A 24501-nucleotide genomic window follows, 5' to 3' on the forward strand; every position below is an offset into this window, starting at 1 on the left:
TAATACCAATATGTTGTTTAAGTATAGAAAATTAAACGAGGAGAAGAAAAATGTCTATTAAAAATACAAATGATCCACGTGTAAAGCGAACGAGACAACTCATTCAGGATGCTTTTGTCGCTTTAGTAGGCGAAAAAGGCTTTGAAAATGTAACTGTGCAACATATCGCAGAACGCGCTCCTGTAAATCGAGCTACATTTTATAGCCATTACCATGATAAATATGACCTATTAGACAAAAGTATTGAAGAAATGTTAGAGAAGCTAGCAGAAGTAATTAAACCGAAAAATAGAAATAAAGAAGATTTTCAACTTACATTTGATTCACCTCACCCTACATTTTTGGCTTTATTCGAACATATCGCAGAAAATGTAAACTTTTATAACGTTATGCTTGGGGATAAAGCTGCCGGAAACTACTCTTATAAAATGATGAAAACAATACAAGTGCATTTAACATTAAGCTTGTCTATTTCACAACCAGATGATGAAGATCTTATGGTTCCTCGTGATATTTTGATTAGTTATGTGACAGGGGCTCACATCGGAATGATTATGTCATGGTTAAAAAGAGGAATGATATATACTCCGCATTTTATGGCGATGCAATTAACTCGTTTAATTATTTTAGGCGCTCATACTGCAGCAGGATTAGAACGGCCTTTTTAAAACATAAAAAAGCGAAGGAGAATCTCCTTCGCTTTTTCTATTAATTAAATGTAATGTTATGTACAGCCTCTTTATCAAGACGTTTAATAACTTCTACAATTAACTTTACTGCATTTTCATAATCATCACGGTGTAACATTGCCGCATGAGAATGGATATAGCGCGTTGCAATTGTAATTGCCATAGAAGGAATACCATTTACAGCAATGTGAATCGCACCCGCATCCGTTCCTCCGCCCGCTACTGAATCATATTGATACGGGATTTGTAATTCATCAGCAACATCAACTACGAAATCACGTAAACCTGTATGTCCAATAACAGAAGCATCATATAAAATGATTTGTGGTCCATCGCCCATTTTACTTTGCGCTTCTTTTGACGTTACACCCGGTGTATCTCCAGCGATACCAACATCTACTGCGAACGCGATATCTGGTTTAATATAATTCGCAGATGTTTTTGCGCCACGAAGACCAACTTCTTCTTGTACAGTTCCAACGCCGTATACAACGTTTGGATGCTTTTCATCTTTTAATTGTTTTAATACGTCAATTGCAATTGCACAACCGATTCGGTTATCCCATGCTTTTGCAAGTAACATTTTTTCATTCTTCATCACTTGGAATTCAAAGTAAGGTACAACTTGATCTCCTGGTCGTACGCCCCACTCCATCGCTTCTTCTTGGCTAGAAGCACCGATATCGATGAACATGTCTTTAATTTCAACTGGCTTTTTACGAGCTTCTGGAGGTAAAATGTGCGGTGGTTTTGAACCAATTACACCTGTTACATCTCCTTTACGCGTTACAATCGTCACGCGCTGCGCAAGCATAACTTGTGACCACCAGCCACCAACCGTTTGGAAGCGAAGGAAACCTTTGTCATCGATTTGTGTAATCATAAATCCAACTTCATCTAAATGACCTGCAACCATAATTTTCGGACCGTTTTCTTCCCCTACTTTTTTCGCAACTAAACTCCCTAAATTATCAGTAGAAAGTTCGTCCGCAAACGGCTCGATATATTTCTTCATTACTTCACGTGGTTCACGCTCGTTACCGGCAATACCACGTGCATCTGTTAATTCTTTTAGCATTGTCAATGTCGCGTCTAATTTTGTCATTGCCAACACCCTCCTTTTTCTTCAGTCAATTTATTATACAATAATTAAATTGAAATATTCAAAAATTAAATTAGTATCCTTGTGTTTGACGCTGATGATTTACTTCATTTTTATCTAAATATGCTTTTTCAATCTCTTCTTGCTCAAATTCAAGTGCTTGTCCAAGTCGAAGATAGCTCGTAAATAATTCAATATAGTTTGTAATAGATGGTTGATCTGTAAAACGAATTACTTTCGCATATGTGTCTAAGAAAATTTCCACTTGTGTTTTATTCGTTTGTGCACATTTATAGAATAGGAAGTTTTTATCAATACCTAAATCAATTCCGATTGATAAAATAAAATGCAAACCATCTACGTACTCTTCTAATATTACTTCACGTTCCGAAGCTGGTTTGTTGCTCCAATATTTAAAACAACGTGTTTCATTTGCAAGTTCTCCAATTTCTACAAGAAGAGCTAACATTTTTTCTTTTAACAATTTTTTCGGTTGTAAGTCATGTTCTTTTGCAATACGGTCATCTAATTCTTTTTGTAATTTAAATAGTTGTAGTAAGTCCATTCTATTGTCCTCCTCCAACATCGCATTTTTCGCAACAATGTTGTTTCATCTCAAAGTTCATTATTATGTTTCAGTTCTTATGAATAAGTCAGCTATCTACCTCTTTATAAAATAGCTTGTCCTTAATTTACAAATACGTTTCAGTCATCGCTCTTAAATTGTTCATCTGATGAAAGTTCCATATCATCTTTCCATTATAGCAGTGTCGTTTCGGCTAGGAAAGATACTCTTCTTTCCAAAAGAGCAGAATTAAAAAAAGCCAGGAGTATTCTCCTGACTTCATATGTATATTCTTCTATACTGCTATAACTTTTATATTGATTTTGTCATATTGATAATGACATAGTCGTTAATCTTTAGAATTTCTTTTCACTTCTAACTTCTCTTTGAATACAAATAAAAAACCTTAGAAGAAAATTCTTCTAAGGTTTTAACTAATTAATTAGTTAATGTTGTTTTTTGCAACTGTTGCTAATTCAGCGAAAGCTTTTTCGTCATGAACAGCTAAGTCAGCAAGCATCTTGCGGTTAACTTCGATGCCAGCATTTTTAAGACCGTGCATTAAGCGGCTGTAAGAAAGACCATTCATACGAGCTGCTGCGTTGATACGTGTAATCCATAATTTACGGAAGTCACGTTTCTTTTGACGGCGGTCACGGAATGCATACATTAGAGATTTCATAACCTGTTGGTTAGCAACCTTGAATAATGTATTTTTTGAACCGTAGTAACCTTTTGCTAATTTAATTACTTTTTTACGACGTTGACGAGTAACTGTACCACCTTTTACTCTTGGCATAATATTACCTCCTAATTGTTCTATATATCAGCCGAACTTATTTTAAGTTGTCAAGCATTTGACGAATGCGTTTGAAGTCACCAGCGCTTACTACACCAGCTTTACGTAGTTTACGTTTAGCTTTTGTAGATTTGTTAGCGAATAAATGGCTTGTGTAAGCGTGAGAACGTTTCAGTTTACCTGATCCAGTCTTTTTGAAACGCTTTGCAGCGCCGCGATGAGTTTTTTGTTTAGGCATAGGTATTTCCTCCTCTATCTATTACTTATCGTTTTTCGGTGCTAAAACTAAGAACATACTGCGTCCTTCCATTTTAGGCTTAGATTCAACTGTACTAACTTCAGCACAAGCTTCTGAGAAGCGATCTAAAACACGTTGACCGATTTCTTTATGAGTAATGGCACGTCCTTTAAAGCGAATTGACGCTTTAACCTTGTCGCCTTTCTCTAAAAACTTGATAGCATTACGAAGTTTTGTGTTAAAGTCGTGTTCATCAATTGTTGGACTTAAACGAACTTCTTTCATGCTAATTACTTTTTGATTTTTGCGCTGCTCTTTTTCTTTCTTCTGTTGCTCAAAGCGGAATTTACCGTAGTCCATAATGCGGCATACTGGCGGTTTCGCATTTGGAGCAACTAATACTAAATCAAGATTAAGATTTGCAGCTAAGTCTAAAGCGTCATTACGAGACTTGATTCCAAGTTGATCGCCATTTGCGCCAACTAAACGTACTTCACGTGCACGAATTTGCTCGTTAATCATCATATCCTTGCTAATAGTAAGCCACCTCCAAGGTTTTCTCAGAACATATTTTGTAGTCATAGAACCCGAACAAAAAAAGTGCGGGCATACGACACCCACACTTGTAAAATCTTAAGTAAGAAATACATTTACCTGTTAACTGCGAATGCGTCCATCAGGTGAGAAGCGGGTGCTTCTACTTGTTCCACAAAACAATATTCTATTATCCTTGATGAGTTTATCATAGGACATGACGTCTGTCAAGAAGACGCGATGTGTTTTACTAACAACAAGAAATATTGTAACAAACAACTAACATACTTGCAATACTTTTTTATGATAAGTGTCACATGGTTATTTTTTCTAATTTCTCTCGAGTATATTACATAAAAAAGCCGCGGTATACCGCGGCTTTTTCTTATCGTTTTCCTTCTACTTTAATCATGTCAACAAAAGCATCTAATGCGATTGTTTCTGATTTTTGTTCACCATATTTACGTACGTTTACGCCGTTTTCAGTTACTTCATTGTCACCTACTACAAGCATGTACGGAATTTTTTGCATTTGTGCTTCACGGATTTTGTAACCGATCTTCTCTTCACGAGTGTCTAATTCAACACGGATACCAGCACGACGCAATTCGTCTTGTACTTTCTTCGCATAGTCTAAATGTACTTGCGGAGAAACTGGAATTACTTGTACTTGAACTGGAGCTAACCATGTTGGGAATGCACCTTTGTATTCTTCAATTAAGAAGGCTACAAAACGTTCCATAGTTGATACAACACCACGGTGAATTACAACTGGACGATGTTGTTTACCGTCTTCGCCAACGTATGATAATTCAAAGCGTTCTGGAAGTAAGAAGTCTAATTGTACAGTTGAAAGTGTTTCGTCTTTTCCAAGAGCAGTACGAACTTGAACATCAAGTTTTGGACCGTAGAATGCCGCTTCACCTTCAGCTTCATAGTAATCAAGACCCATTTCATCCATAGCTTCTTTTAACATACCTTGTGCTTTTTCCCACATCTCATCATCCGCATAATACTTTTTAGTATCTGCTGGGTCGCGGTAAGATAGACGGAATGAGTAGTTCTCTAAACCGAAATCTTTGTACACTTCTAGAGTTAAGTTTACAACACGTTTTAACTCTTCTTTAATTTGATCTGGACGAACGAAAATGTGCGCATCGTTTAAAGTCATTCCGCGTACACGTTGTAATCCAGATAACGCACCTGACATTTCATAACGGTGCATTGTTCCAAGTTCTGCAATACGGATTGGTAATTCACGGTAGCTGTGAATATCATTTTTATAAACCATCATATGATGAGGACAGTTCATTGGACGAAGAACTAATTCTTCGTTATCCATTTCCATTGATGGGAACATGCCATCACGGTAGTGGTTCCAGTGACCAGAAGTTTCATAAAGCTCTCTGCTCCCTAGTACTGGAGTATATACGTGATCATAGCCTAAGCTTGCTTCTTTATCAACGATGTAACGCTCGATAATGCGGCGGATTGTTGCACCTTTTGGTAACCAAAGTGGTAAACCTTGTCCTACTTTTTGGCTATTAGTAAATAGTTTTAATTCTTTACCTAATTTACGGTGATCGCGCTCTTTCGCTTCTTCAAGCATACGTAAGTGCTCATCTAATTCTGCTTTCTTAACGAATGCAGTACCGTAAATACGTTGTAGCATTTTATTATTGCTATCGCCGCGCCAGTAAGCACCTGCAACGCTTAATAATTTAAACACTTTAATTTTCCCTGTAGATGGAAGGTGAACACCACGACAAAGGTCGAAAAATTCGCCTTGCTCATAGATTGAAATAACTGCATCTTCTGGAAGATCGTTAATTAAATCTAATTTTAACTCATCGCCGATTTCTTCAAAGCGACGAATTGCTTCTGCACGTGGTACTTCATGACGAACGATTTCTAAGTTCTCGTTCACGATTTTTTGCATTTCTTTTTCGATTTTCTTGAAGTCTTCAACTGTAATTGCTTCTTCCATATCAATATCGTAGTAGAAGCCATTTTCAATTACTGGACCAATGCCAAGCTCAACCTTAACATCTTTATATAAACGTTTTAACGCTTGTGCTAAAAGGTGGGCTGTTGAATGGCGTAAAATATATAGGCCATCTTCAGAATCTAATGTAATGATAGAAACTGCACCATCTTCTTCGATTGGTGTAACAAGATCGATCATCTCATCGTTTAATTTTCCAGCTACAGCTTTTTTCTTTAAGCCTGGGCTAATAGAAGCTGCGATTTCTTCAGTTGTTACGCCTTTTGGAAACTCCTTCACAGCTCCATCAGGGAAAGTAATTTTAACTACATCTGCCATCACTGGTCACTCCTCTTTTTCTCAAAATAAAAAACACTCATCCCGTAAAAAGGGACGAGTGTTGAATTCGTGGTTCCACCCTTGTTCCAATTAACATAATTGTTAATTGCTCAAGTTCAACATAACGGTGTTGTCCGTTAGCAATTACTAGAAAAACCGTTCACTGCTAAAGTTTAGAGGTGGTAAGTAATAATCCCGTACTAGGAAGCTCACACCCTAAGGCTTCCCTCTCTGAAAATCGTAGAAAACTACTCATGTCCTCATCATGACATTTCAATATATTTCATTTATGTAGGTAATTATATGCTCAAAAACTTAGAAAATCAAGGGCGTTACCTTTATTTTTTAAATTTTTCACATTGCGCTCAAAATCATGTAATCCATGTAATTGGACCCGTTCTTGGAACACATTTCGCAAAGTAATAATCATATTATGGTCTTGTTCTTTCGTATATAAATAAATCTTTTTAGGCGAAATAGAAAGAAGCGGCGCAATTACTTTCGTATCAATATATACATCATTTTGCTTTAATAATTCCTCATCTATATATTGGACCAACTTCTCCTGTTTTAAACGTCTACCTTTATCATCATAAAAGATAAAGCTTTCATCAAAAATAAGATGCACGCAAGACAAACGTGATTTACGGCTACTTACTTGTTGCCGAAGCGTCTCAATGAACATTTGGTATTCTTGCTCCATCTTATATTCATCAATTGCCACTTCCGCAAGTTTAGCCACCATTTCCCTATATGTACGAAGACGAAAACGGATATATGATGAAAACGAGAATGAGAGCGGATCACAAAGCCAATTATTTAAAGAAGACTTAATATATGACTCAAATGCGTTACGCGTTAAATCCTGAGCTACACCTTTTCTTCTTCCCTTTAAAATCTCATGTGCCATGTGCAATATTTGATGACACTCTTCTTGTTCTTCATAAAAAAACTTTTCTTTTAAAATCGTATAAATCCACTCATTTTGTTTCACATTCACAATGAAATACACCATTACTGGCAATAAGATTTTTTCAATATAATTCGATTCACGTACTGGTATGTGAATCACCACTTTTTGTTCCTGTAAATACACACTCGTTTCCTTATATAACACTTCCGCTCTTTTCAGCAATTGTCTATATACGTGCATAGCATCATTTTTTTCTTCGAAGCAAATTTCAATCACTTTTGTCCCCCCTTTTATCCCCGCTCTAAAGGACTGTATCTATACGTTACAAATCCTATAAGAGTCCGTCCCGCGTGAATTTCACTCTTAGTAGAATCACATTTCCTATCGTTAGAAAATCCACTCAATATGGCTTGCTAATTTTATATATATTAAGGGAGGGAGAAAAAAATGATACAAGCTACTATGAATTTTTATTGTATACTTTACTTATCAATAAAAGGGGGTATCTGAATGTTTGAATATAAATTCGTAAAAGTCGAATTACATTGGGGGTTCACTCGCTCAAAACCAGCTGAAGACTACCAAGAAATTATTCAAGAACATGCTAGAGATGGCTGGAGGTTCGTACAGATTGTTGCCCCTACGTTTGGCAGTTCTGGACAACCTGAATATTTCGATCTCATATTCGAAAAGAAAATATCACTATAATACAAAAAAAGAGCAAGCTGAGAAGCTTACTCTTTTACTTATGACGACGGTTTTTCCCACCAATTGGAATTGGTTTCGCTAAATATTTAATTCTCTCCATAATACGTGCTGCTTTCATTTCTTCAGCCTCACCACGCTGCGTATACGTTAAATGGTGTTCCAGTTGTTTAAAATCAAAATTAGACGTAAAGAACGTCGGTAAGTTTTCTAACATACGGAATTGCAAGATTGCACCAAGCACATCGTCACGCACAAAGCTTGACATCGCTTCTGCCCCGATATCGTCTAACATTAAAACTTGTACGCGTTTAACCGCATCAATCTTTTCACCAATCGAATTATCTTGAATTGAACTTTTAATTTCACGTAAAAATTCCGGGAAGTATACGAGCATCGAACTTATTTTCTTTCGAGCAAGCTCGTTCGCTATTGCTCCTAAAAGGTACGTTTTTCCTACACCAAATTTACCGTACAAATATAAACCTTGTGCTTTTTGACCTGGTTCATATGTACTTAAAAATTCATTCGCTGCACCAATTGCATCGATACGTGCATTTAAATCAGAAGGGTCTAAGTTTTCCATAGTTGCCTGCAAAATATCCGTTGGCATATATACACTTTGAACGAGTTTTTCATATTTCTTTCTCTCGTCATGCGCTACTTTTCTAACGCAGCGATCGTATTGAATATCAATCATCTTCCCTTGAATAACAAGCTTTGGCTCATAACCTTGTAGCATATTTTTACATGAACCTAAATCCGGACAATCCACGCAACCTACACTTTGTCCAATATATTCATATAACTTCACAAGACTGCGCTCAATCATAGAAGTCGTTACTTCACCCTTATGTTCGTCTATAAATTCTTTCACACGCGGATGCGCCATTACTTCTGCCTTTAGTACTTCATATCTATTTTTAAAGTTTTCATTTTCCATTAATTTTGCAAATGAATTTTGAATATGCTCCATTTTCTCACCTCAAAGAGCGTTCATTCTCTTCTATTAATCACGCTTATATTTTTTTAACACTTCTTCTAGTCGTTTTCTTTCATCTTCTAGCGTACTTGCATCTTTTTCTACACTTGTATCTTTCTTCTCTGTTTCTTTCTCTTGTTCTTTCGGCTCTTCTTCCTTAAGCCAATCTGGCACCATTTCTTTCCGCACCGTTTTCTTCGCCGTACGGCCTTTTTTCTTCGTCTCAGCCCACTCTTGATATTGACGGTTCTCTTCTTTCGCTAACGCCATCGCGTCCGCTACTGTACCGACCTTTTTACGTGCCCAATGCCCAGCAATCTTCTCGACATACGTTTTCGCAAGTTTCATATCTGAGCGTAGCATAACGTAATAAATAAGTACATTCACAACTCCTGGTGTCAATTTTTGATTAATCATGACATCTTCAACGATCTGCAAGTCCGCTTTCGTTGCCTCTGCACCACCAGAAATCTCTTTCAATAGTTGTTTTGGCGAGATTTCCTCTAGCTGCTTTATTAACATCTCCTCTTGCGATGAAGGCTCTTTCTCTTTCATCGTACGTGCAGCATGAGGCTGTACTCTTTCACTTAATACCGGTAATGCTTGACCATTTTCAAATTGATACCAATCGCGCGCTCCTTTTCTAAGCCTTTCCGTATCAATTGTTTGCATCTCTGTCACTGCACCAAGAACGATATTTTGCATCGATAACACATCTACACCATACACGTAAGCAAGTGTTATAACGCAGTCTCTCACTTGATCTGTAATCGCCTTTTTAGGAACAAGAGCGGACAATCCATCTACAAATAAAGAGAAATCAAAGAAATCATTCCAAACTTTCGGAGCGTCTCCCTTCTCGTTACTTGGCATAGTTGTCGTTTTTGGAATACGAAGGTCTTCTTGCGCATGCTCAAGCTGTCCTGGATTAAACGAACCAAACACATCATTGAAAGAACGCGTAACATTTTCATAAGAAGCAAAATCAAATTCTTCTTCTAAGAAATATTGCTTTACTTGATTATATTTTGTCCGGCTCAATCGATTGTATAAAAAGATACTTAAAACAATATCATCAAAAAACTGCTTCGGAGATAAAGGTGGTTGCAACTCATATATGAACATTCGAATATCTTTTTCTTTCTTAATATATACCTTCAATAGCCCAATTGCCTCTAACTTTACTCGTTCCTCATATATTTCAGGAAGTTGCATTTGCATAGTCACCATAAGGGAATGATGCGTATTCTCTTTTCCAAATACACGATCTTGCTCTAGCTCTCCCCATAGTGTCATGTATAAGCTAAAAGCTCTACTACCTATTAACGGCTGATACAACATCGTTAACACTTTTCGGTCGTAATTGTGCAGTAGCCCTTTCGCACTTACTTTATAACGATCAATCGGCAATAGCTCCATCCATGACTGTTTTTCCATTCTTGCTTTTCCTTTCTCTCATCCAATCTATCCTCTACTTCATTCGTTCTATCTTCATTATATAAATTCTTAGTGAAAAAGAGCTATTAGCTTGCGCTTCTAGCTCTCTTATCCTATTACTTACGGTATGTAAAGAGAATAAAATACAACTTCTACTCTCTTTCTTTTTGCAGTATATCTTTTAATTCTTCAATAAATACATTTAAATCTTTAAATTGACGATATACAGAAGCAAAACGTACGTAAGCAACATCATCAATATCGCGAAGTTCTTCCATGACAATTTCACCAATCATATCACTTTTCACTTCTGATATACCTAAATTACGCAGTTCACGTTCCACGCTTTGTGTTACTTCTTCTAATTGTCTTAAAGATACTGGTCTTTTTTCACACGCTTTAATTAAACCACGTAAAATCTTTTCTTTATTAAACTCTTCTCGTGTGCCTTCTTTTTTTACAACGATAAGAGGTGACTCTTCTACCCTTTCAAAGGTCGTAAAGCGACTTAAGCAGCTTTCACACTCTCTCCTTCTTCGAATAGAGCGCCCCTCGTCTACCGGACGCGAATCTAACACTCTTGTACCATTATGAGAACAGGATGGACAACGCAATACATTCACTCCTTTACACTATACTCTTTATTTTTCTCTACTCACTTCACCTAAAATATATATACAATATTATATAACTCATTCTAACTCTCTTACCACTTTAAGTTTCAGCGCATCACTTTATCATCTCATCCTTAAAAATAAGATGGTATATAGAGCACTACCTCATTTGCAAGAATCCAATTTATTCAACTAACGAGTACGTTATATTTTTCCTTTTTTATAAACTAAAAAAGAGGTGCATTATACACCTCTTTACATTTTAAATCAATTATGTTCTTTTTTAAAGAGCTTTTGTTTCTCTCTGCTTAATTTCGAAGCTACCAGTTCCTCGAGGAAGCTCGATGCTCTCACGCGTTTTCGCGTTTAAACCTTCTGCAATATATTCTGCAGCAACATTTGGATCAATACGATCCCCACAAGTATAAACATCAATACTTGCGTAACCGTGCTCCGGAAAGCTATGAATTGTTAAATGTGATTCCGAGATAATTACTACTCCACTTACACCTTGTGGTGCAAATTTATGGAAAGCAACCTCACGCACTTCAGCACCAGCTTTTAGTGCTGCATCCACAAATAATTGTTCAATATACGGCATGTCATTCAGTTTGTCGAAATCGCAATCCCAAAGTTCAGCAATCACGTGACGACCCATCGTATCCATAGTATCCATTCTACAGTTCCCCCTTGTAAATTTATTCTAACTGTTCGAATTGAAAACTAATTTGCAATTTGGCTTGCTCCACTACCACGGGGGAAAGTTAGTCCAGAGAGGTCCTAACCCTTTAAGTAGTGACTACGTACCTCAGCTCTTAAGTTTACGAGTGTTAGTATACTTTGTTTATTTTCATTTTGCAACAACAGTTTTTTCGATTTTCTGTCATATTTTCCTCTTTACTTTTCCCTAAAAAAAATAAACGATTCACAAATGCAGTAATCACAACGCTTCGTGGTATGTCCACTTTTTTAAATATACTTATATAATTTTTTTCCTTTTCAGAAAAAATTAAAAAAAGAGGGCAAATGTTGCCTTGCCCTCTCCTCCCTTATTCACTTAAATGTGTTGCACATTTTCTTGTTTCGCTAACTCTTCAACAACTAACGTTACAAGATCTACAACACGACGAGAGTAGCCCCACTCGTTATCATACCAAGCAAGTACTTTCACTTTACGATCACCCATTACCATTGTAGATAAACCATCAATAATAGCTGAGTGTGTATTTGTATTAAAGTCGATAGATACTAAAGGCTCTTCGCTGAATTCTACAATACCTTTTAACGCACCGTTTGCAACAGTTTTGAATGCATCGTTAATGGCTTCAACTGTCACATCGCGTTTTACATCTACTACTAAATCAACAAGAGACACGTTTGGTGTTGGTACACGAAGTGCCATACCATGAAGTTTTCCGTTTAAATGTGGAAGAACTTTTGCTAGCGCTTTCGCAGCACCTGTCGTTGTCGGAATGATTGATTGTCCGCAAGCACGTGCTCTTCTTAAATCTTTATGTGGGTTATCAATATTTTTTTGGTCATTTGTATAAGCGTGAACTGTCGTCATTAAACCGTTTTCAATTCCAAACTGCTCATCTAACACCTTCACAACAGGCGCTAAACAGTTTGTTGTACAAGATGCATTTGAAATAACAGTATGTTTTGTAATATCTAATTGGTCTTCGTTCACACCAACTACAATTGTTACATCTTCATTTTTACCAGGCGCTGTTAAAATTACTTTTTTCGCTCCAGCTTCAACGTGAAGAATTGCTTTTTCTTTTGAATTAAATTTACCAGTTGCTTCAATTACAACTTCAACACCTAAATCTGTCCAAGGCAATTCCTTTGGATCGCGGTTGTTTAAAAGGCGAATCATTTTTCCATCAACTAATAAGTGATCTTCAAATGCTTCTACTGTTCCGTCAAACTTGCCATGAACTGTATCATATTTAATTAAGTGTGCTAACGTTTCAGATGGATAGCTTGCATTGATTGCTACAATTTCGAATGCGCTTTCTTTTATTGCTTGACGAAATACCATTCTCCCAATACGTCCAAATCCATTAATTGCCACACGAGTCATAATATGTTATCCCCCTTGAATGCGTTATACTATTTATCTCCAATCCCAATAATAGTATAACACAAAAAGGGGATATGTCACTAAGCATTTTCATTAATTTCACAATTTTTTAGTCAATAATGTTCCACTTCTTTAAAATTACCTGCAATTGTGTTTTCGTTCCCATAATTGTGCCATCATTATTTATCACTTCATCTGCATTTTTCACTTTTTCTTCTAACGGCATTTGAGATTGAATACGAGCTGTTGCTTCTTCTTCTGAAAAGTTATTTCGTTTCATTAAACGTTCTAATTGCGTATGCGGCTTAACCGCTACAACTAAAATGCGGTCAACGAGACTTGTTAATTTGCTTTCAAATAAGAGAGGAATATCTAACACAACCGCTTGCATACCTTCTTTTATGTACATTTCCTTTTGCCTATTCATTTCCTCACGCACTGCAGGATGAACAATTTTATTTAACTGCAATCGTTTTTCTTCATTATAGAAAACGACACTTCCTAGTTTTGGACGATCTAGTTCTCCATCTTCTTGTAACACTTCCGTTCCAAATACTTCTACTATTTTGTTATATGCTGGTTTTCCTCGCTCTACAACTTCTCGTGCAATAATATCTGCATCAATAACTGGTATGCTCAGTTCACGAAACATTTGAGACACTGTACTTTTTCCACTTGCAATGCCTCCTGTTAATCCAATTACTACTGTCATCATAATCCTCCTCATAATAAAAGGCGCGAAACTAATGTTCCACGCCCATACTTACATTTTCCAAATTCCAATAATAATGAGTAATACTCCAGGCAGGAATGTAAATTTTTGTAACCACTTCATATTCGATAAAACCGTTCCAAGTTTCATTCCAATAAATAAAAACAAAGAACTCATAATTGCAACTAATATCGCCATCATAGCGGGTGCATACCCTAATAAAGATGCACCAATTCCGGCACCAAATGAGTCTACAGAAAGAGCGATACCAAGAAGCAATGCTTCTCCTGCAGAAATGGTGCCTGATTTATCAAAATCTGCTACAGTCGGTTTCCGTAAAATTTGAATCACTAGCCCTAGTGAGGCAATCTCTAATTTCCAGACCTTCTCCTCTTGCTTCGGTTCTTCTTTTTTCTCACTTCGAAAAAATTGATATAATACCCAAATCCCTATTCCAATAAGAACAAGCCCACCGATACGCGTTGCGATAACAGGTGAAAATACTTTCGCGATCATATGTCCAATTCCCATTGAAACAAGCATAACAGCCGCTGAACACATTCCGATAATTATAATTGATCTTAGTGGAATTCTTACGCTTCTTAAACCATATGTTAGCCCTACACTACAGCTATCCAAGCTTAATGTAAAAGCTAATAAAATAAGAGATAAATAAAGGTACATCGGTAAGCTCCTCCCTTATACATAGCTCTGCTGTATGTATATGACAAATGCCTATCCGATGTTATCTCTTTTCTATATTCTAGGCTGACAAATTGGGCAGTAATGTGTTCCTCGCCCGCCAACAACTGTTTTTTCTAATATCGTGCCACAAGTTACGCACGGCTCTCCTTTTTTCCCATATACATTTAGGAGTTCTTGGAACGAACCAATTTGCCCTTGTGAGTTGATATACGTCCGAATTGTACTTCCGCCACGCTTTACTGCTTCGCCTAGCGTTGTAACGGTAGCCTCATAAATTCGCTCAATTTCTTCTACTGTTAAAGACGAAGCTTCTCGTTCCGGATGAATTTGAGAACGGAATAAAACTTCATCTACATATATATTTCCAAGCCCTACTAAAAGACGCTGATCCAGTAGCACAACTTTTATTTTACGATTTGTCTTTTGTAATCTTTCTTGTAAATACTGCGGTGTCATTTCAGCATCAAATGGCTCCGGACCTAAGTCCGCAAGAGGCATTTGGTTCATTTCTTCACCTTTCTTAAAGAGATGCATCGTACCAAACTTTCTCACATCTTTATAATGTAATTCCGTTCCATCTGTAAATAAGAAACGGACGTGCGTATGTTTATCAATCGGCTCATCCTCTTGATGTAGTAAAAACTTACCTTCCATACGCAAATGTGAAACAATAACATAATTCGTTACATATAAAAGCAAAAACTTTCCTCTTCGCTTTATATTTTCAATCTTCTCGCCTTTTAGCATTTCTTTAAAGATTTCTGCATCATCCGGTCGTTTCACTATTTTTGGATAAGTAACAATAACATCTTCAATCGTTTTTCCTGTTACAAGATTTTCAAGTGTCCGTCTGACGTTTTCAACCTCTGGTAATTCAGGCATTTCATCACTTCCTTATTTTGCGTCGTACCAAGTTGGACCGTAAGAATAATCAACTTTCAGCGGAACTGCAAGTTCAATTGCATGCTCCATTACTTCAGGTACAAGCTTCTCTAATTTTTCAATTTCTTCTTTTGGCGCTTCAAATATCAATTCATCGTGTACTTGCAGAAGAAGACGTGCTTGTAATCCTTCTTCTTCTAAACGATCCGCCATAATAATCATCGCTTTTTTAATAATATCTGCGGCAGTACCTTGAATTGGTGTATTCATCGCTGTACGCTCAGCGAAGCTACGTAAATTGAAATTACGACTCGTAATTTCTGGAATATAACGGCGACGATTTAATAATGTAGCCACATATCCTTTTTGTTTCGCATCTTTTACGATGTCCTCCATGTATTCTTGTACACCAGGGAAACTTTCTAAATACTTTTCAATAAATTCCGCTGCTGCTTTTCTTGTAATTCCTAAGTTTTGTGAAAGACCATAATCACTAATACCATATACAATTCCGAAGTTAACAGCTTTCGCTTGTCGTCTCATATTTGAAGTTACTTCATCTTTTTTAACGCCAAATACATCCATAGCTGTTTTCGTATGAATATCCATATCATGTTGGAATGCTTCAACTAGCCCTTTATCATTTGCAATATGAGCTAATACACGCAGTTCGATTTGTGAGTAATCAGCCGCATACATAATCCATCCTTCTTCTGACGGAACAAATGCCTGACGAATCTTTCTTCCTTCTTCTAATCGAATTGGGATATTTTGCAAGTTCGGATCCGTTGAACTTAATCGACCTGTTTGCGTTAACACTTGATTAAAGCGAGTATGAATTTTAGATGAATCTTCATGTACAACTTTCAATAAACCTTCAATGTAAGTTGAATTTAGTTTCCCTAATTGACGATAATGTAAAATATTTGGAATAATTTCATGGTGATTCATAAGCTTATCTAGTACATCAGCTGACGTAGAATAACCTGTTTTCGTCTTTTTAATAACCGGCAAGTTTAAGTTCTCAAACAGAATAACACCAAGCTGCTTCGGTGAATTAATATTAAATTCTGTTCCCGCAAGCTTATAAATTTCCTGTTCCATTTCCTTTAATCTACCCGCAAGTTCTTCTCCCATATTACGAAGACGCTCTGTATCAACTTTTACACCCTTTACTTCCATATCAGCTAATACACGTGCAAGCGGCAATTCTAACTCTGTAAACAGTTCATATTGCTCATTCTTCTTTAACTCTTCAACGAACGTTTGCTTTACATCATATAATACATGCACTTTACGAGCCACATGCTCCGCTACTACCTCTAACTTTGGAACAGCACGCTTCGCACCTTTTCCGTAAACTTCTTCATCAGATTTCACAGCATGCGTTTCTTTCATTTTCGCTACAGTACGGAAGTCTTTATCCGTATCAGCTGGATCAAGTAAATAAGCAGCGATTAATAGATCAAAGTCAATCCCTTGCATATCTATCCCATTCCATTTCAGTGCAACGATTGCACGCTTCGCATCAAATGTATGCTTTCTCATTTCTCCATCTGCAAGCCACTCTTTAAAAGCATCTGACTTAAGAGCAATGTCTGTCTGAATAAAGTAACATCCATTTTCATTTTGAATACCGAAACCTTGAATGTCTGCTTTATGATAGTTATCTTCTTGTACTTCAACGATAAGCGCACTATCTTGCTGAAGCATTTCTTCTGTAACTTCTTCCACAATATCAAATGTAATATCATCTAATTCAGCTGGAGCAGTTTCTTCTGGCGTAACGCCTAATTTATTTAAAAGAGATGTAAATCCTAAACTCTCGAACATTGGAATGACATCACTTGCTTCATATCCTTTATACGCCATATCATCCACATGAACTGTAATCGGCGCATCTGTAATAATAGTTGCAAGATCCTTACTCATAAGAGCTTGTTCTTTATTTTCTTCCAGTTTTTCTTTTAATTTCTTCCCACTTACTTGATCTATATTTTCATACACCGCTTCAACCGTTCCAAACTGTGTTAACAATTTAATTGCCGTTTTTTCACCAACTCCTGGTACACCTGGTATATTATCTGACTGGTCTCCCATTAAACCTTTCATATCGATAATTTGCTTTGGTGATAAGCTGTATTTTTCAAATAAAGCTTCTTTCGTATATTCATCCACTTCTGTAATCCCTTTTCGCGGAATACATACAAGCGTGTTATCAGAAACAAGTTGAAGTAAATCTTTATCTCCTGAAATAACTTTTACACTTGCCCCTTGCTCACTCGCTTCTTTCGCTAACGTTCCCATGATGTCATCCGCTTCATAATTTTCTAATTCATAACGCGGTACATTGAACGCATCCAGCATCTCACGAATAAATGGGAATTGCTCTGATAATTCAGGTGGAGTCTTTTGACGCCCTCCTTTATACTCACTATACGTTTTATGACGGAACGTTGTTTTGCCTGCATCAAACGCCACTAACATATGAGTTGGCTTTTCTTCCTCTAATATTCTCATTAACATCATTGTAAAACCGTAAATTGCGTTCGTATGTATACCTTTGTCGTTATTTAAAAGCGGTAGTGCAAAGAATGCACGATACGCGATATTATTACCATCTACTAATACGACCTTTTTTTCCAAAATTGAAACCTCCCCATACAAATTTGAAATGATTTTTTTCACAGAAAAAAACCGTTCCTTTCCTCTCTCTATATTAACATGACTAATAGAGAGAAGAAAAATAACGGCTATTTTCTTTCATATATAAAACAGACTTATATTGGCATAAAGGGAAGTGACGAGAACAGCTTAACTATTCTCGTCCAAAATTACTCCTTGGATGAAGGGGTTTTCATGTATTATATTAACAGAGCTTTATTAATATTTAATTAAGCCATTGTTAATATATTGTAAACATCCTTCATCCTATTTTTCAGTTGCTGATTTCGGTAAAACAACTGTAAACGTTGTTCCTTCTCCAACTTCACTATCTACTGTAATCGTACCTTGATGCGCCTCAACTAAATGCTTTACGATCGACAATCCAAGGCCGGTACCACCAGTATTTCTACTTCTTGCTTTATCCACCCGGTAGAAACGTTCAAAAATACGCGGAATTTCCTCTTTACTAATACCAATTCCAGTATCCGATACTTTTATATAAGCATTATATTTATCTTCCGCTAACTCTACTGAAACAACGCCTCCAGCCGGTGTATATACGATTGCGTTATTAATTAAATTAATAAAGATTTGTTTCAAACGACTTGGATCTCCAATAACAGAGGCACGTTTTAATACATTCACTTGTAAAGAGATTTCTTTTTCTCCTGCTTTATTATCAAGCACCATATGAATATCTTCAAGCAGCCCCTTCATGTCAACGGTTCCCATATTTAATTTAAATCCTTGTTGTTCGATCTTCGACAAATCTAATAAATCTTCAATTAATCCTTGCATGCGCTCACTTTCTTTTAAAATAATGTGCAAGAAATGTTCGCAGAATTTTTTATTATCCATCGCTCCGTCTAAGAGTGTTTCTGAAAAACCTTTAATAGAAGTAATCGGTGTCTTTAATTCATGAGAAACATTCGCTAAAAAGTCTTTTCTCATTTGTTCTAATTTCTTTAACTCTGTTATGTCATGGAATACGAGAACAATCCCTTTCCATTCATGGTTTGTCCCGATAATAGGCGCTCCATATACTTCGAAATGCTTCCGTTCAATTCCAAGTGGTAATAACATTTGTTTACGCACTTTCACTTCTGTCATAAAGATTTCTTCTACAAGCTCAATAATTTCTGTATGATGAAACGATTCATAATATAAGCGATCTAAATATTCTTCATCTGTTACGTGGAAAGTTTCCTTATAAGAGCGGTTTACAAGGTTTATATATCCTCGGCTATCAATTAAAATCATTCCGCTTCCCATATTTTCAATTAACGTATGCAGACGATCTTGCTGCATTTCTTGTTCAAGTGTCATCTCTTGTAAATTTCGTGCTAAAATATTAATCGCTTTACTCAGCATTCCTGTTTCATCCGAATGACTTTCGTATGCACGTGCTTTATAATTACCCTTTGCCAATTCAATTGCAACTTTCGTAACCGATTCAATTGGCCTAATATATTGCCCTGTAATTTTCATACCTAAAAATACAACTACGAGACAAGCAATGACAAATCCGATAATTAATAATCCCCACGTTTTTTGATGTACGTCTCTTAAAGGATCAATTATACTTTTCACCAAAATGTATCCTTGTTTTCCTTCTACATCTTGAACGAACACCGCATGATAAAATTCATTCTTTCGATCCGTTTCTTTCGTAATTACTTTACTTCGTTGTTTTGCCACTTCCGAAGAAAGTTCTTTAATCGTCTCTGGACTAAATGCCAATTCTTGTCCTTTTCTATATTGAACTTTCTTTTTTTCATCCAAAAATACGATAGAAGCTGGTATTTTTTCTTCTAACTTTTCAAATACGTATGGATTTTTTAAGACATTATTAAAACCTTGCTCTTCTGCTAACGTCGCAACATACTCCGTCTCTTTTACCATTCTCTCTTTAGCATGATCTATATAGTAGTTTTCAAACACAGTTTCTAGTAATAAACCTAGTCCAACTAAAATAAATACAATAAGAGAAACAAATGTAAAAAGAAGCCTGGAACGAAATTTATTCATTCCCTTTTGGCTCCTCTAATTTATATCCTAAACCACGTATCGTTTTAATGTACGTCGGTTTTTTCGTATTTTGTTCAATTTTATCGCGCAAATGGCTAATATGAACATCAACAATTCGTGTATCACCAGCAAAATCATAATTCCATACAGCACTTAATAATTGATCACGTGTCAACACGCGACTTTTATTTTTCGCAAGATACACAAGTAGTTCAAATTCTTTTGGTGTTAATTCAAGCTTTCTTCCTTGGAAATAAGCCTCATAAAACTCCGGTAAAATTTTAAGTTCTGCAATTGTGATGCTATCTTCATCTGGCGCTTCTGCAACTTGTTCTTCTTGTTGTAATTTCGTGCGGCGCAAAATTGCCTTCACACGAGCAACAACTTCTCTTGGACTAAATGGCTTTGTCATATAATCATCTGCCCCAAGTTCAAGGCCTAGCACCTTATCAAACTCATCATCTTTTGCCGTTAACATTAAAATCGGCGTCATAACGCGCTGCAATCGTAATTCTTTACACACTTCCATACCATCCATTTTCGGAAGCATTAAATCTAATATAATTAAATCTGGGCGTTCTGTTGTCGCTTTTTGAAGCGCCATTTCTCCATCCATCGCTGTTATAACTTCAAACCCAGCTTGTTGTAAATTAAATTCGATTAAAGTTAAGATAAATTCCTCATCATCAACTACTAAAATACGATTGTTCATTCTTTTCCTCCAAGTTATAGACTTGAAACCTTCTTCATCCTAGTATTTTCCCCGTTATTCTCATCATACTAGAAAACAAGGTCCCTCTCAATATAATTGTCTATTCATGGAGATCGTTTGTGTAGAATTGAGAAAATAGAAGTAATTACGATTCACCTGCAACTACACAGGATTTTGCCAAACTTTATAGATTGCCCTCTCTTCTTTAAAGCTCACTTCCGTATGAACTATAAAGTGAAACTTTAATCAGTGGGGGGGTTCATTCCCCACTGATTATTAGTTGAATCGATCGGGCTTTTACGGGCAGTTGATTCCCCACCTAACTTCTTTGCTTTCGCTGAATTTTGAGGTGGGATCTTACTGCCCGTTAATGCGGGATAAAATCTTGATTTTGTGCTAGGAAAAACGAAAGAGCATACGCTATTTTATAATCTGGTGTTTCATATCCATCAAATACTCTCCCGTACATTTCATTCACAAACCCGTCTGCCCACACTTCAGCTTCTCTTACCGTTTCAAAGATCACTCTTCTCTTTTCCACCTCACCTAAAAAATCACTCCTTTAATTGACTTCAATTACCGATAATAATATTATTAATCTTAATATATAAATTAATAATATTTGGAGGTCTATTATGCGACTAATACTATCCATTCTATCTTTAGCAGTCACATGTATCCTTGCTTTTAACGCTCCGAGCTGGGATACGATTAAAACGGGTTGCTCAGAATTTGCTGAAGGGTTCAAAGAAGGGTTTTTCAACTAAAAATAGCGCTAGCATCCTTATTAAAGGTATGCTAGCGCTATTTTTATTTTCATCTTTTAAAAGTTATCTAATGCTTTTTCCATAATGGAAACAGATTTATAAGGTGGCGTTACTGTTAATGAACCCTTTACAACAGTTTCTCCTTTTTCATCATGAGCAGATACAAGCATATCAATTGTATGTTCCTCCTCAGAAACAGCCACAACTTCAAAGTGGATTTGTAACGTTTCATAATGGTGAACATGTTTCACGAATGTAAGGTCCTTTCTCGTAATATGACTTCCTGGACCCGGTAAATATTTCGTAACCGCCGTTGTAATCATTCCCGTTAGCATAATGCTTGGTACAATCGGCTTTTCATACGGAGTTTGGGATGCGTAATCATGCTGAATATATAATGGATTGGCATCATTCGTTAACCCTAAGTACAATAACAAATCTTTATCCTCAATTTTTTCAGTGATAGATAATTTCTCTCCTACTGTAATTTCATCCATTTTACGACCAATTTGAACTTTTTTCTTTAACATGTTACAACCCCCTCCGATTTTTTCACCTTATTATCCTACTAAAAGCGATACCTTATCCGAAATTTACTATGATGAGGGCAATGTATAGTATAAATCTACAGTTTCATTATAGGATATTACAAATGATAGCGTTTTCATATTATTCCAAAAAAACAATTCGGTAAATAGTAGAAAAAGATTCGGAATCCCGAATCTTTTTCACTACTATTCAATTATTAAACAAGAACTTTCATTACGTTACGTACAGATTCTACAGAGCGATCTAACGCTTCTTTTTCATCTGCAAGAAGTTCTAATTCAATAATTTTTTCAATTCCGTTACCACCTAGAATTACTGGTACCCCTAAGTAAAGGTCACTATAACCATACTCACCTTCAAGGTACGCAATAGCCGGTAATACACGGCGTTGATCTTTTAAGATTGCTTCTGTCATTTCAACTAAAGAAGCTGCTGGTGCGTAATATGCACTACCGTTTCCTAATAAGCCTACAATCTCACCGCCACCTTTACGTGTACGTTCTACGATTGCTTCTAAACGCTCTTTCGGAATTAACGTTTCTAACGGAATACCGCCTGCATATGAATAACGCACAAGAGGTACCATGTCGTCACCGTGTCCACCAAGAACAAATCCTGTAATATCTTTTACAGAAAGATTTAATTCTTGTGCGATGAATGTACGGAAACGAGCTGTATCTAATACACCCGATTGACCGATAACACGCTCTTTCGGGAATCCTGCTTCTTTAAATACAGAATATGTCATTGCATCAACTGGATTTGTTAACACAACAATAATTGCATTTGGTGAATGTTTTGCAATGTCGCGCGTAATACTTTTCATAATTTTAGAGTTTGTTGCTACTAAGTCATCACGGCTCATACCAGGCTTACGTGCAATACCTGCTGTAATAACGACAACGTCAGAATCAGCGGTATCTGCGTAATCAGATGTTCCAATAATGTTAGCATCAAAACCTTGTACTGGGCTCGCTTCTAACATATCTAACGCTTTCCCTTTTGTTGGATTTTCCAGTTGTGGAATGTCCACTAATACAACATCTGCCAGTTCTTTTTGTGCTAATAAGAATGCCGTTGTTGCTCCTGTAAATCCTGCACCGATGACTGAAACCTTCTTGCGTTTGATTGTCATAATTTACCCCCCGCTTTAATTATGCGTTTTTGATTATCGCTACATCCATGTTTTTAATAAGTTCATTAGCGAACTCAGAACATTTCACTTCTGTTGCACCTTCCATTAAGCGTGCGAAATCATAAGTTACTACTTTTGAAGCAATTGTTTTCTCAACAGAAGCAGTTACTAATTTCGCAGCTTCGTTCCATCCTAAGTGTTCTAATAATAATACACCTGAAAGAAGAACAGAAGATGGGTTTACTTTATCTAAACCTGCATATTTTGGAGCTGTACCGTGTGTAGCTTCAAAGATAGCATGTCCAGTCACATAGTTAATGTTTGCACCAGGTGCAATACCAATTCCACCTACTTGTGCAGCAAGTGCATCAGAGATATAGTCACCATTTAAGTTCATTGTTGCAACAACATCGAACTCACGTGGACGAGTTAAAATTTGTTGTAAGAAGATGTCTGCAATAGAATCTTTTACGATGATTTTTCCAGCCACTTCAGCGTCTGCCATCGCTTTATTCGCTGCATCTTTACCATCTTTTTCAACGATACGATCGTATTCAGCCCAAGTAAATACTTTGTCGCCGAATTCTTGTTCCGCTACTTCGTAACCCCAGTTTTTGAATGCACCTTCTGTAAATTTCATAATGTTTCCTTTATGAACTAATGTAACAGAAGAGCGTTTTTCGTTAATTGCATATTGAATTGCAGCACGAACAAGACGCTTTGTCCCTTCTTCTGAAATCGGCTTAATACCAATACCAGATGTTTCTGGGAAGCGGATTTTATTAACACCCATTGCTTCTTTTAAGAAAGCAAGAACTTTTTCTGCTTCTGGAGATCCTTGTGCATATTCAATTCCAGCATAAATGTCTTCTGTATTTTCACGGAAAATAACCATATCAGTATCTTCCGGACGTTTTACAGGTGAAGGAACACCTTCAAAATAACGAACTGGACGTAGACATACATATAAATCTAATTCTTGACGAAGTGCTACGTTTAAAGAACGAATACCACCGCCAACTGGAGTTGTAAGTGGACCTTTAATCGCGATTAAATATTCACGAATTAAGTTTAAAGTTTCTTCTGGTAACCACTCGCCTGTTTGGTTGAATGCTTTTTCCCCTGCAAGCACTTCTTTCCAAACGATTTTCTTCTCACCATCATAAGCTTTTTCAACTGCTGCTTCTAGTACGCGAGATGCAGCTGCCCAAATATCAGGACCAATTCCATCTCCCTCGATAAATGGAATAATCGGATTGTTTGGTACATTCATAACACCATTAGTTACAGTAATTTTTTCACCTGTCGTCAATGTGATAACCCCCATGTTTGAAATTTCATATGTATGAAACTGAGG

The 24501-nt window shown here is 36.6% G+C and carries 25 protein-coding genes and 2 other annotated features; of the genes, 3 read left to right on the forward strand and 22 right to left on the reverse strand.

The features are described from left to right. Nucleotides 1-50: 50 nt before the first annotated feature. Nucleotides 51-668: a TetR/AcrR family transcriptional regulator gene (locus N2V80_RS22800; RefSeq protein ID WP_000023661.1), complete on the forward strand. Its 618-nt coding sequence runs from the start codon at nucleotides 51-53 to the stop codon at nucleotides 666-668. Between the two features lie 40 nt (nucleotides 669-708). On the opposite strand, the gene N2V80_RS22805 is transcribed toward N2V80_RS22800, so the two are convergent. From N2V80_RS22805 to ytxC, 7 genes are all read right to left on the reverse strand, one after another. Further along, nucleotides 709-1794: a M42 family metallopeptidase gene (locus tag N2V80_RS22805; protein WP_000163555.1), complete on the reverse strand. Its 1086-nt coding sequence runs from the start codon at nucleotides 1792-1794 to the stop codon at nucleotides 709-711. A gap of 70 nt (nucleotides 1795-1864) precedes the next feature. After that, nucleotides 1865-2356 (reverse strand): dUTP diphosphatase, encoded by a 492-nt coding sequence (locus N2V80_RS22810; RefSeq protein WP_000365050.1) that lies wholly within the window; start codon nucleotides 2354-2356, stop codon nucleotides 1865-1867. Nucleotides 2357-2798: 442 nt separating this feature from the next. Then, nucleotides 2799-3155, reverse strand: coding sequence for a 50S ribosomal protein L20 (rplT, locus tag N2V80_RS22815; RefSeq protein WP_001138362.1), 357 nt, complete (start codon nucleotides 3153-3155; stop codon nucleotides 2799-2801). Nucleotides 3156-3192: 37 nt separating this feature from the next. Then, a complete protein-coding gene (gene rpmI / locus N2V80_RS22820) occupies nucleotides 3193-3393 on the reverse strand; it encodes a 50S ribosomal protein L35 (protein ID WP_001125945.1) in 201 nt (66 codons plus the stop codon). Between the two features lie 21 nt (nucleotides 3394-3414). Next, nucleotides 3415-3918, reverse strand: a complete 504-nt coding sequence (infC, locus tag N2V80_RS22825; protein WP_000973215.1) for a translation initiation factor IF-3 — start codon at nucleotides 3916-3918, stop codon at nucleotides 3415-3417. Nucleotides 3919-3981: 63 nt separating this feature from the next. After that, nucleotides 3982-4102: a sequence feature (ribosomal protein L20 leader region), on the reverse strand. 210 nt (nucleotides 4103-4312) lie between these two features. Further along, nucleotides 4313-6250, reverse strand: coding sequence for a threonine--tRNA ligase (gene thrS / locus N2V80_RS22830; RefSeq protein ID WP_000786083.1), 1938 nt, complete (start codon nucleotides 6248-6250; stop codon nucleotides 4313-4315). A 47-nt stretch (nucleotides 6251-6297) separates the two neighbouring features. Beyond that, nucleotides 6298-6526: a binding site (T-box leader), on the reverse strand. 31 nt (nucleotides 6527-6557) lie between these two features. Continuing rightward, nucleotides 6558-7439 carry a putative sporulation protein YtxC gene (gene ytxC / locus N2V80_RS22835; protein WP_000569629.1) on the reverse strand — a complete coding sequence of 294 codons (882 nt, stop codon included), beginning with the start codon at nucleotides 7437-7439 and terminating at the stop codon, nucleotides 6558-6560. A gap of 234 nt (nucleotides 7440-7673) precedes the next feature. Here ytxC and N2V80_RS22840 point away from each other — a divergent pair, with 234 nt between their 5' ends. Further along, on the forward strand, nucleotides 7674-7871 hold the full coding sequence (locus tag N2V80_RS22840; protein ID WP_000464456.1) for a DUF4177 domain-containing protein: 198 nt from the start codon (nucleotides 7674-7676) through the stop codon (nucleotides 7869-7871). Nucleotides 7872-7905: 34 nt separating this feature from the next. Here N2V80_RS22840 and dnaI read toward each other — a convergent pair whose 3' ends face one another. From dnaI to N2V80_RS22900, 12 genes are all read right to left on the reverse strand, one after another. Then, a complete protein-coding gene (gene dnaI / locus N2V80_RS22845; RefSeq protein ID WP_061654518.1) occupies nucleotides 7906-8844 on the reverse strand; it encodes a primosomal protein DnaI in 939 nt (312 codons plus the stop codon). 33 nt (nucleotides 8845-8877) lie between these two features. After that, the gene (locus N2V80_RS22850) at nucleotides 8878-10287 is read right to left on the reverse strand and encodes a replication initiation and membrane attachment family protein (protein ID WP_000415029.1); all 1410 of its coding nucleotides are present in this window, start codon (nucleotides 10285-10287) and stop codon (nucleotides 8878-8880) included. Nucleotides 10288-10439: 152 nt separating this feature from the next. Further along, on the reverse strand, nucleotides 10440-10901 hold the full coding sequence (gene nrdR, locus N2V80_RS22855) for a transcriptional regulator NrdR (protein WP_001203687.1): 462 nt from the start codon (nucleotides 10899-10901) through the stop codon (nucleotides 10440-10442). 283 nt (nucleotides 10902-11184) lie between these two features. Beyond that, nucleotides 11185-11568, reverse strand: a complete 384-nt coding sequence (gene speD / locus N2V80_RS22860; protein ID WP_098413228.1) for an adenosylmethionine decarboxylase — start codon at nucleotides 11566-11568, stop codon at nucleotides 11185-11187. 390 nt (nucleotides 11569-11958) lie between these two features. After that, nucleotides 11959-12987 (reverse strand): glyceraldehyde-3-phosphate dehydrogenase, encoded by a 1029-nt coding sequence (locus tag N2V80_RS22865; RefSeq protein ID WP_000198974.1) that lies wholly within the window; start codon nucleotides 12985-12987, stop codon nucleotides 11959-11961. A gap of 109 nt (nucleotides 12988-13096) precedes the next feature. Further along, nucleotides 13097-13699 (reverse strand): dephospho-CoA kinase, encoded by a 603-nt coding sequence (coaE, locus tag N2V80_RS22870; RefSeq protein WP_000219315.1) that lies wholly within the window; start codon nucleotides 13697-13699, stop codon nucleotides 13097-13099. Between the two features lie 51 nt (nucleotides 13700-13750). Continuing rightward, nucleotides 13751-14383: a sporulation membrane protein YtaF gene (gene ytaF / locus N2V80_RS22875; protein ID WP_000281743.1), complete on the reverse strand. Its 633-nt coding sequence runs from the start codon at nucleotides 14381-14383 to the stop codon at nucleotides 13751-13753. A gap of 72 nt (nucleotides 14384-14455) precedes the next feature. After that, nucleotides 14456-15286: a DNA-formamidopyrimidine glycosylase gene (mutM, locus tag N2V80_RS22880; protein ID WP_001114478.1), complete on the reverse strand. Its 831-nt coding sequence runs from the start codon at nucleotides 15284-15286 to the stop codon at nucleotides 14456-14458. Nucleotides 15287-15298: 12 nt separating this feature from the next. Further along, entirely contained in the window at nucleotides 15299-17932 is a 2634-nt protein-coding gene (gene polA / locus N2V80_RS22885; RefSeq protein ID WP_000412804.1) for a DNA polymerase I, read from the reverse strand. Nucleotides 17933-18217: 285 nt separating this feature from the next. Beyond that, nucleotides 18218-19981: a sensory box histidine kinase PhoR gene (phoR, locus tag N2V80_RS22890; RefSeq protein ID WP_001032108.1), complete on the reverse strand. Its 1764-nt coding sequence runs from the start codon at nucleotides 19979-19981 to the stop codon at nucleotides 18218-18220. Next, nucleotides 19974-20693 (reverse strand): two-component system response regulator PhoP, encoded by a 720-nt coding sequence (gene phoP / locus N2V80_RS22895; protein ID WP_001065220.1) that lies wholly within the window; start codon nucleotides 20691-20693, stop codon nucleotides 19974-19976. Before phoP ends, phoR begins: the two co-directional genes overlap by 8 nt. A 367-nt stretch (nucleotides 20694-21060) precedes the next feature. Then, nucleotides 21061-21219, reverse strand: a complete 159-nt coding sequence (locus N2V80_RS22900) for a hypothetical protein (RefSeq protein WP_172793953.1) — start codon at nucleotides 21217-21219, stop codon at nucleotides 21061-21063. Between the two features lie 109 nt (nucleotides 21220-21328). On the opposite strand from N2V80_RS22900, the gene N2V80_RS22905 reads away from it, so the two are divergent. Beyond that, a complete protein-coding gene (locus tag N2V80_RS22905) occupies nucleotides 21329-21460 on the forward strand; it encodes a hypothetical protein (RefSeq protein ID WP_001237022.1) in 132 nt (43 codons plus the stop codon). Nucleotides 21461-21516: 56 nt separating this feature from the next. Here N2V80_RS22905 and N2V80_RS22910 read toward each other — a convergent pair whose 3' ends face one another. The 3 genes from N2V80_RS22910 to icd form a co-directional block, all read right to left on the reverse strand. Next, nucleotides 21517-21990 carry a MaoC family dehydratase gene (locus tag N2V80_RS22910; protein WP_000914181.1) on the reverse strand — a complete coding sequence of 158 codons (474 nt, stop codon included), beginning with the start codon at nucleotides 21988-21990 and terminating at the stop codon, nucleotides 21517-21519. Between the two features lie 215 nt (nucleotides 21991-22205). Continuing rightward, nucleotides 22206-23144 carry a malate dehydrogenase gene (gene mdh / locus N2V80_RS22915; protein WP_000153232.1) on the reverse strand — a complete coding sequence of 313 codons (939 nt, stop codon included), beginning with the start codon at nucleotides 23142-23144 and terminating at the stop codon, nucleotides 22206-22208. Nucleotides 23145-23163: 19 nt separating this feature from the next. Beyond that, nucleotides 23164-24456, reverse strand: coding sequence for an NADP-dependent isocitrate dehydrogenase (icd, locus tag N2V80_RS22920; RefSeq protein ID WP_000206898.1), 1293 nt, complete (start codon nucleotides 24454-24456; stop codon nucleotides 23164-23166). Between the last annotated feature and the right edge of the window lie 45 nt (nucleotides 24457-24501).

This window comes from Bacillus sp. FSL W8-0640, assembly GCF_038007725.1.
Classification (GTDB): domain Bacteria; phylum Bacillota; class Bacilli; order Bacillales; family Bacillaceae_G; genus Bacillus_A; species Bacillus_A cereus.

Excerpts from the sequence above, each read along its gene's own strand:
- mutM (WP_001114478.1), bottom strand. The coding sequence starts at position 15,286 with ATGCCTGAATTACCAGAGGTTGAAAACGTCAGACGGACACTTGAAAAT.
- ytaF (WP_000281743.1), bottom strand. The coding sequence starts at position 14,383 with ATGTACCTTTATTTATCTCTTATTTTATTAGCTTTTACATTAAGCTTG.
- dnaI (WP_061654518.1), bottom strand. The coding sequence starts at position 8,844 with ATGGAGCATATTCAAAATTCATTTGCAAAATTAATGGAAAATGAAAAC.
- N2V80_RS22805 (WP_000163555.1), bottom strand. The coding sequence starts at position 1,794 with ATGACAAAATTAGACGCGACATTGACAATGCTAAAAGAATTAACAGAT.
- N2V80_RS22865 (WP_000198974.1), bottom strand. The coding sequence starts at position 12,987 with ATGACTCGTGTGGCAATTAATGGATTTGGACGTATTGGGAGAATGGTA.
- N2V80_RS22800 (WP_000023661.1), top strand. The coding sequence starts at position 51 with ATGTCTATTAAAAATACAAATGATCCACGTGTAAAGCGAACGAGACAA.
- N2V80_RS22840 (WP_000464456.1), top strand. The coding sequence starts at position 7,674 with ATGTTTGAATATAAATTCGTAAAAGTCGAATTACATTGGGGGTTCACT.
- infC (WP_000973215.1), bottom strand. The coding sequence starts at position 3,918 with ATGATGATTAACGAGCAAATTCGTGCACGTGAAGTACGTTTAGTTGGC.
- N2V80_RS22850 (WP_000415029.1), bottom strand. The coding sequence starts at position 10,287 with ATGGAAAAACAGTCATGGATGGAGCTATTGCCGATTGATCGTTATAAA.
- thrS (WP_000786083.1), bottom strand. The coding sequence starts at position 6,250 with ATGGCAGATGTAGTTAAAATTACTTTCCCTGATGGAGCTGTGAAGGAG.
- mdh (WP_000153232.1), bottom strand. The coding sequence starts at position 23,144 with ATGACAATCAAACGCAAGAAGGTTTCAGTCATCGGTGCAGGATTTACA.
- N2V80_RS22905 (WP_001237022.1), top strand. The coding sequence starts at position 21,329 with ATGCGACTAATACTATCCATTCTATCTTTAGCAGTCACATGTATCCTT.
- N2V80_RS22810 (WP_000365050.1), bottom strand. The coding sequence starts at position 2,356 with ATGGACTTACTACAACTATTTAAATTACAAAAAGAATTAGATGACCGT.
- phoP (WP_001065220.1), bottom strand. The coding sequence starts at position 20,693 with ATGAACAATCGTATTTTAGTAGTTGATGATGAGGAATTTATCTTAACT.
- N2V80_RS22910 (WP_000914181.1), bottom strand. The coding sequence starts at position 21,990 with ATGTTAAAGAAAAAAGTTCAAATTGGTCGTAAAATGGATGAAATTACA.
- phoR (WP_001032108.1), bottom strand. The coding sequence starts at position 19,981 with ATGAATAAATTTCGTTCCAGGCTTCTTTTTACATTTGTTTCTCTTATT.
- speD (WP_098413228.1), bottom strand. The coding sequence starts at position 11,568 with ATGGATACGATGGGTCGTCACGTGATTGCTGAACTTTGGGATTGCGAT.
- rpmI (WP_001125945.1), bottom strand. The coding sequence starts at position 3,393 with ATGCCTAAACAAAAAACTCATCGCGGCGCTGCAAAGCGTTTCAAAAAG.
- rplT (WP_001138362.1), bottom strand. The coding sequence starts at position 3,155 with ATGCCAAGAGTAAAAGGTGGTACAGTTACTCGTCAACGTCGTAAAAAA.
- coaE (WP_000219315.1), bottom strand. The coding sequence starts at position 13,699 with ATGACAGTAGTAATTGGATTAACAGGAGGCATTGCAAGTGGAAAAAGT.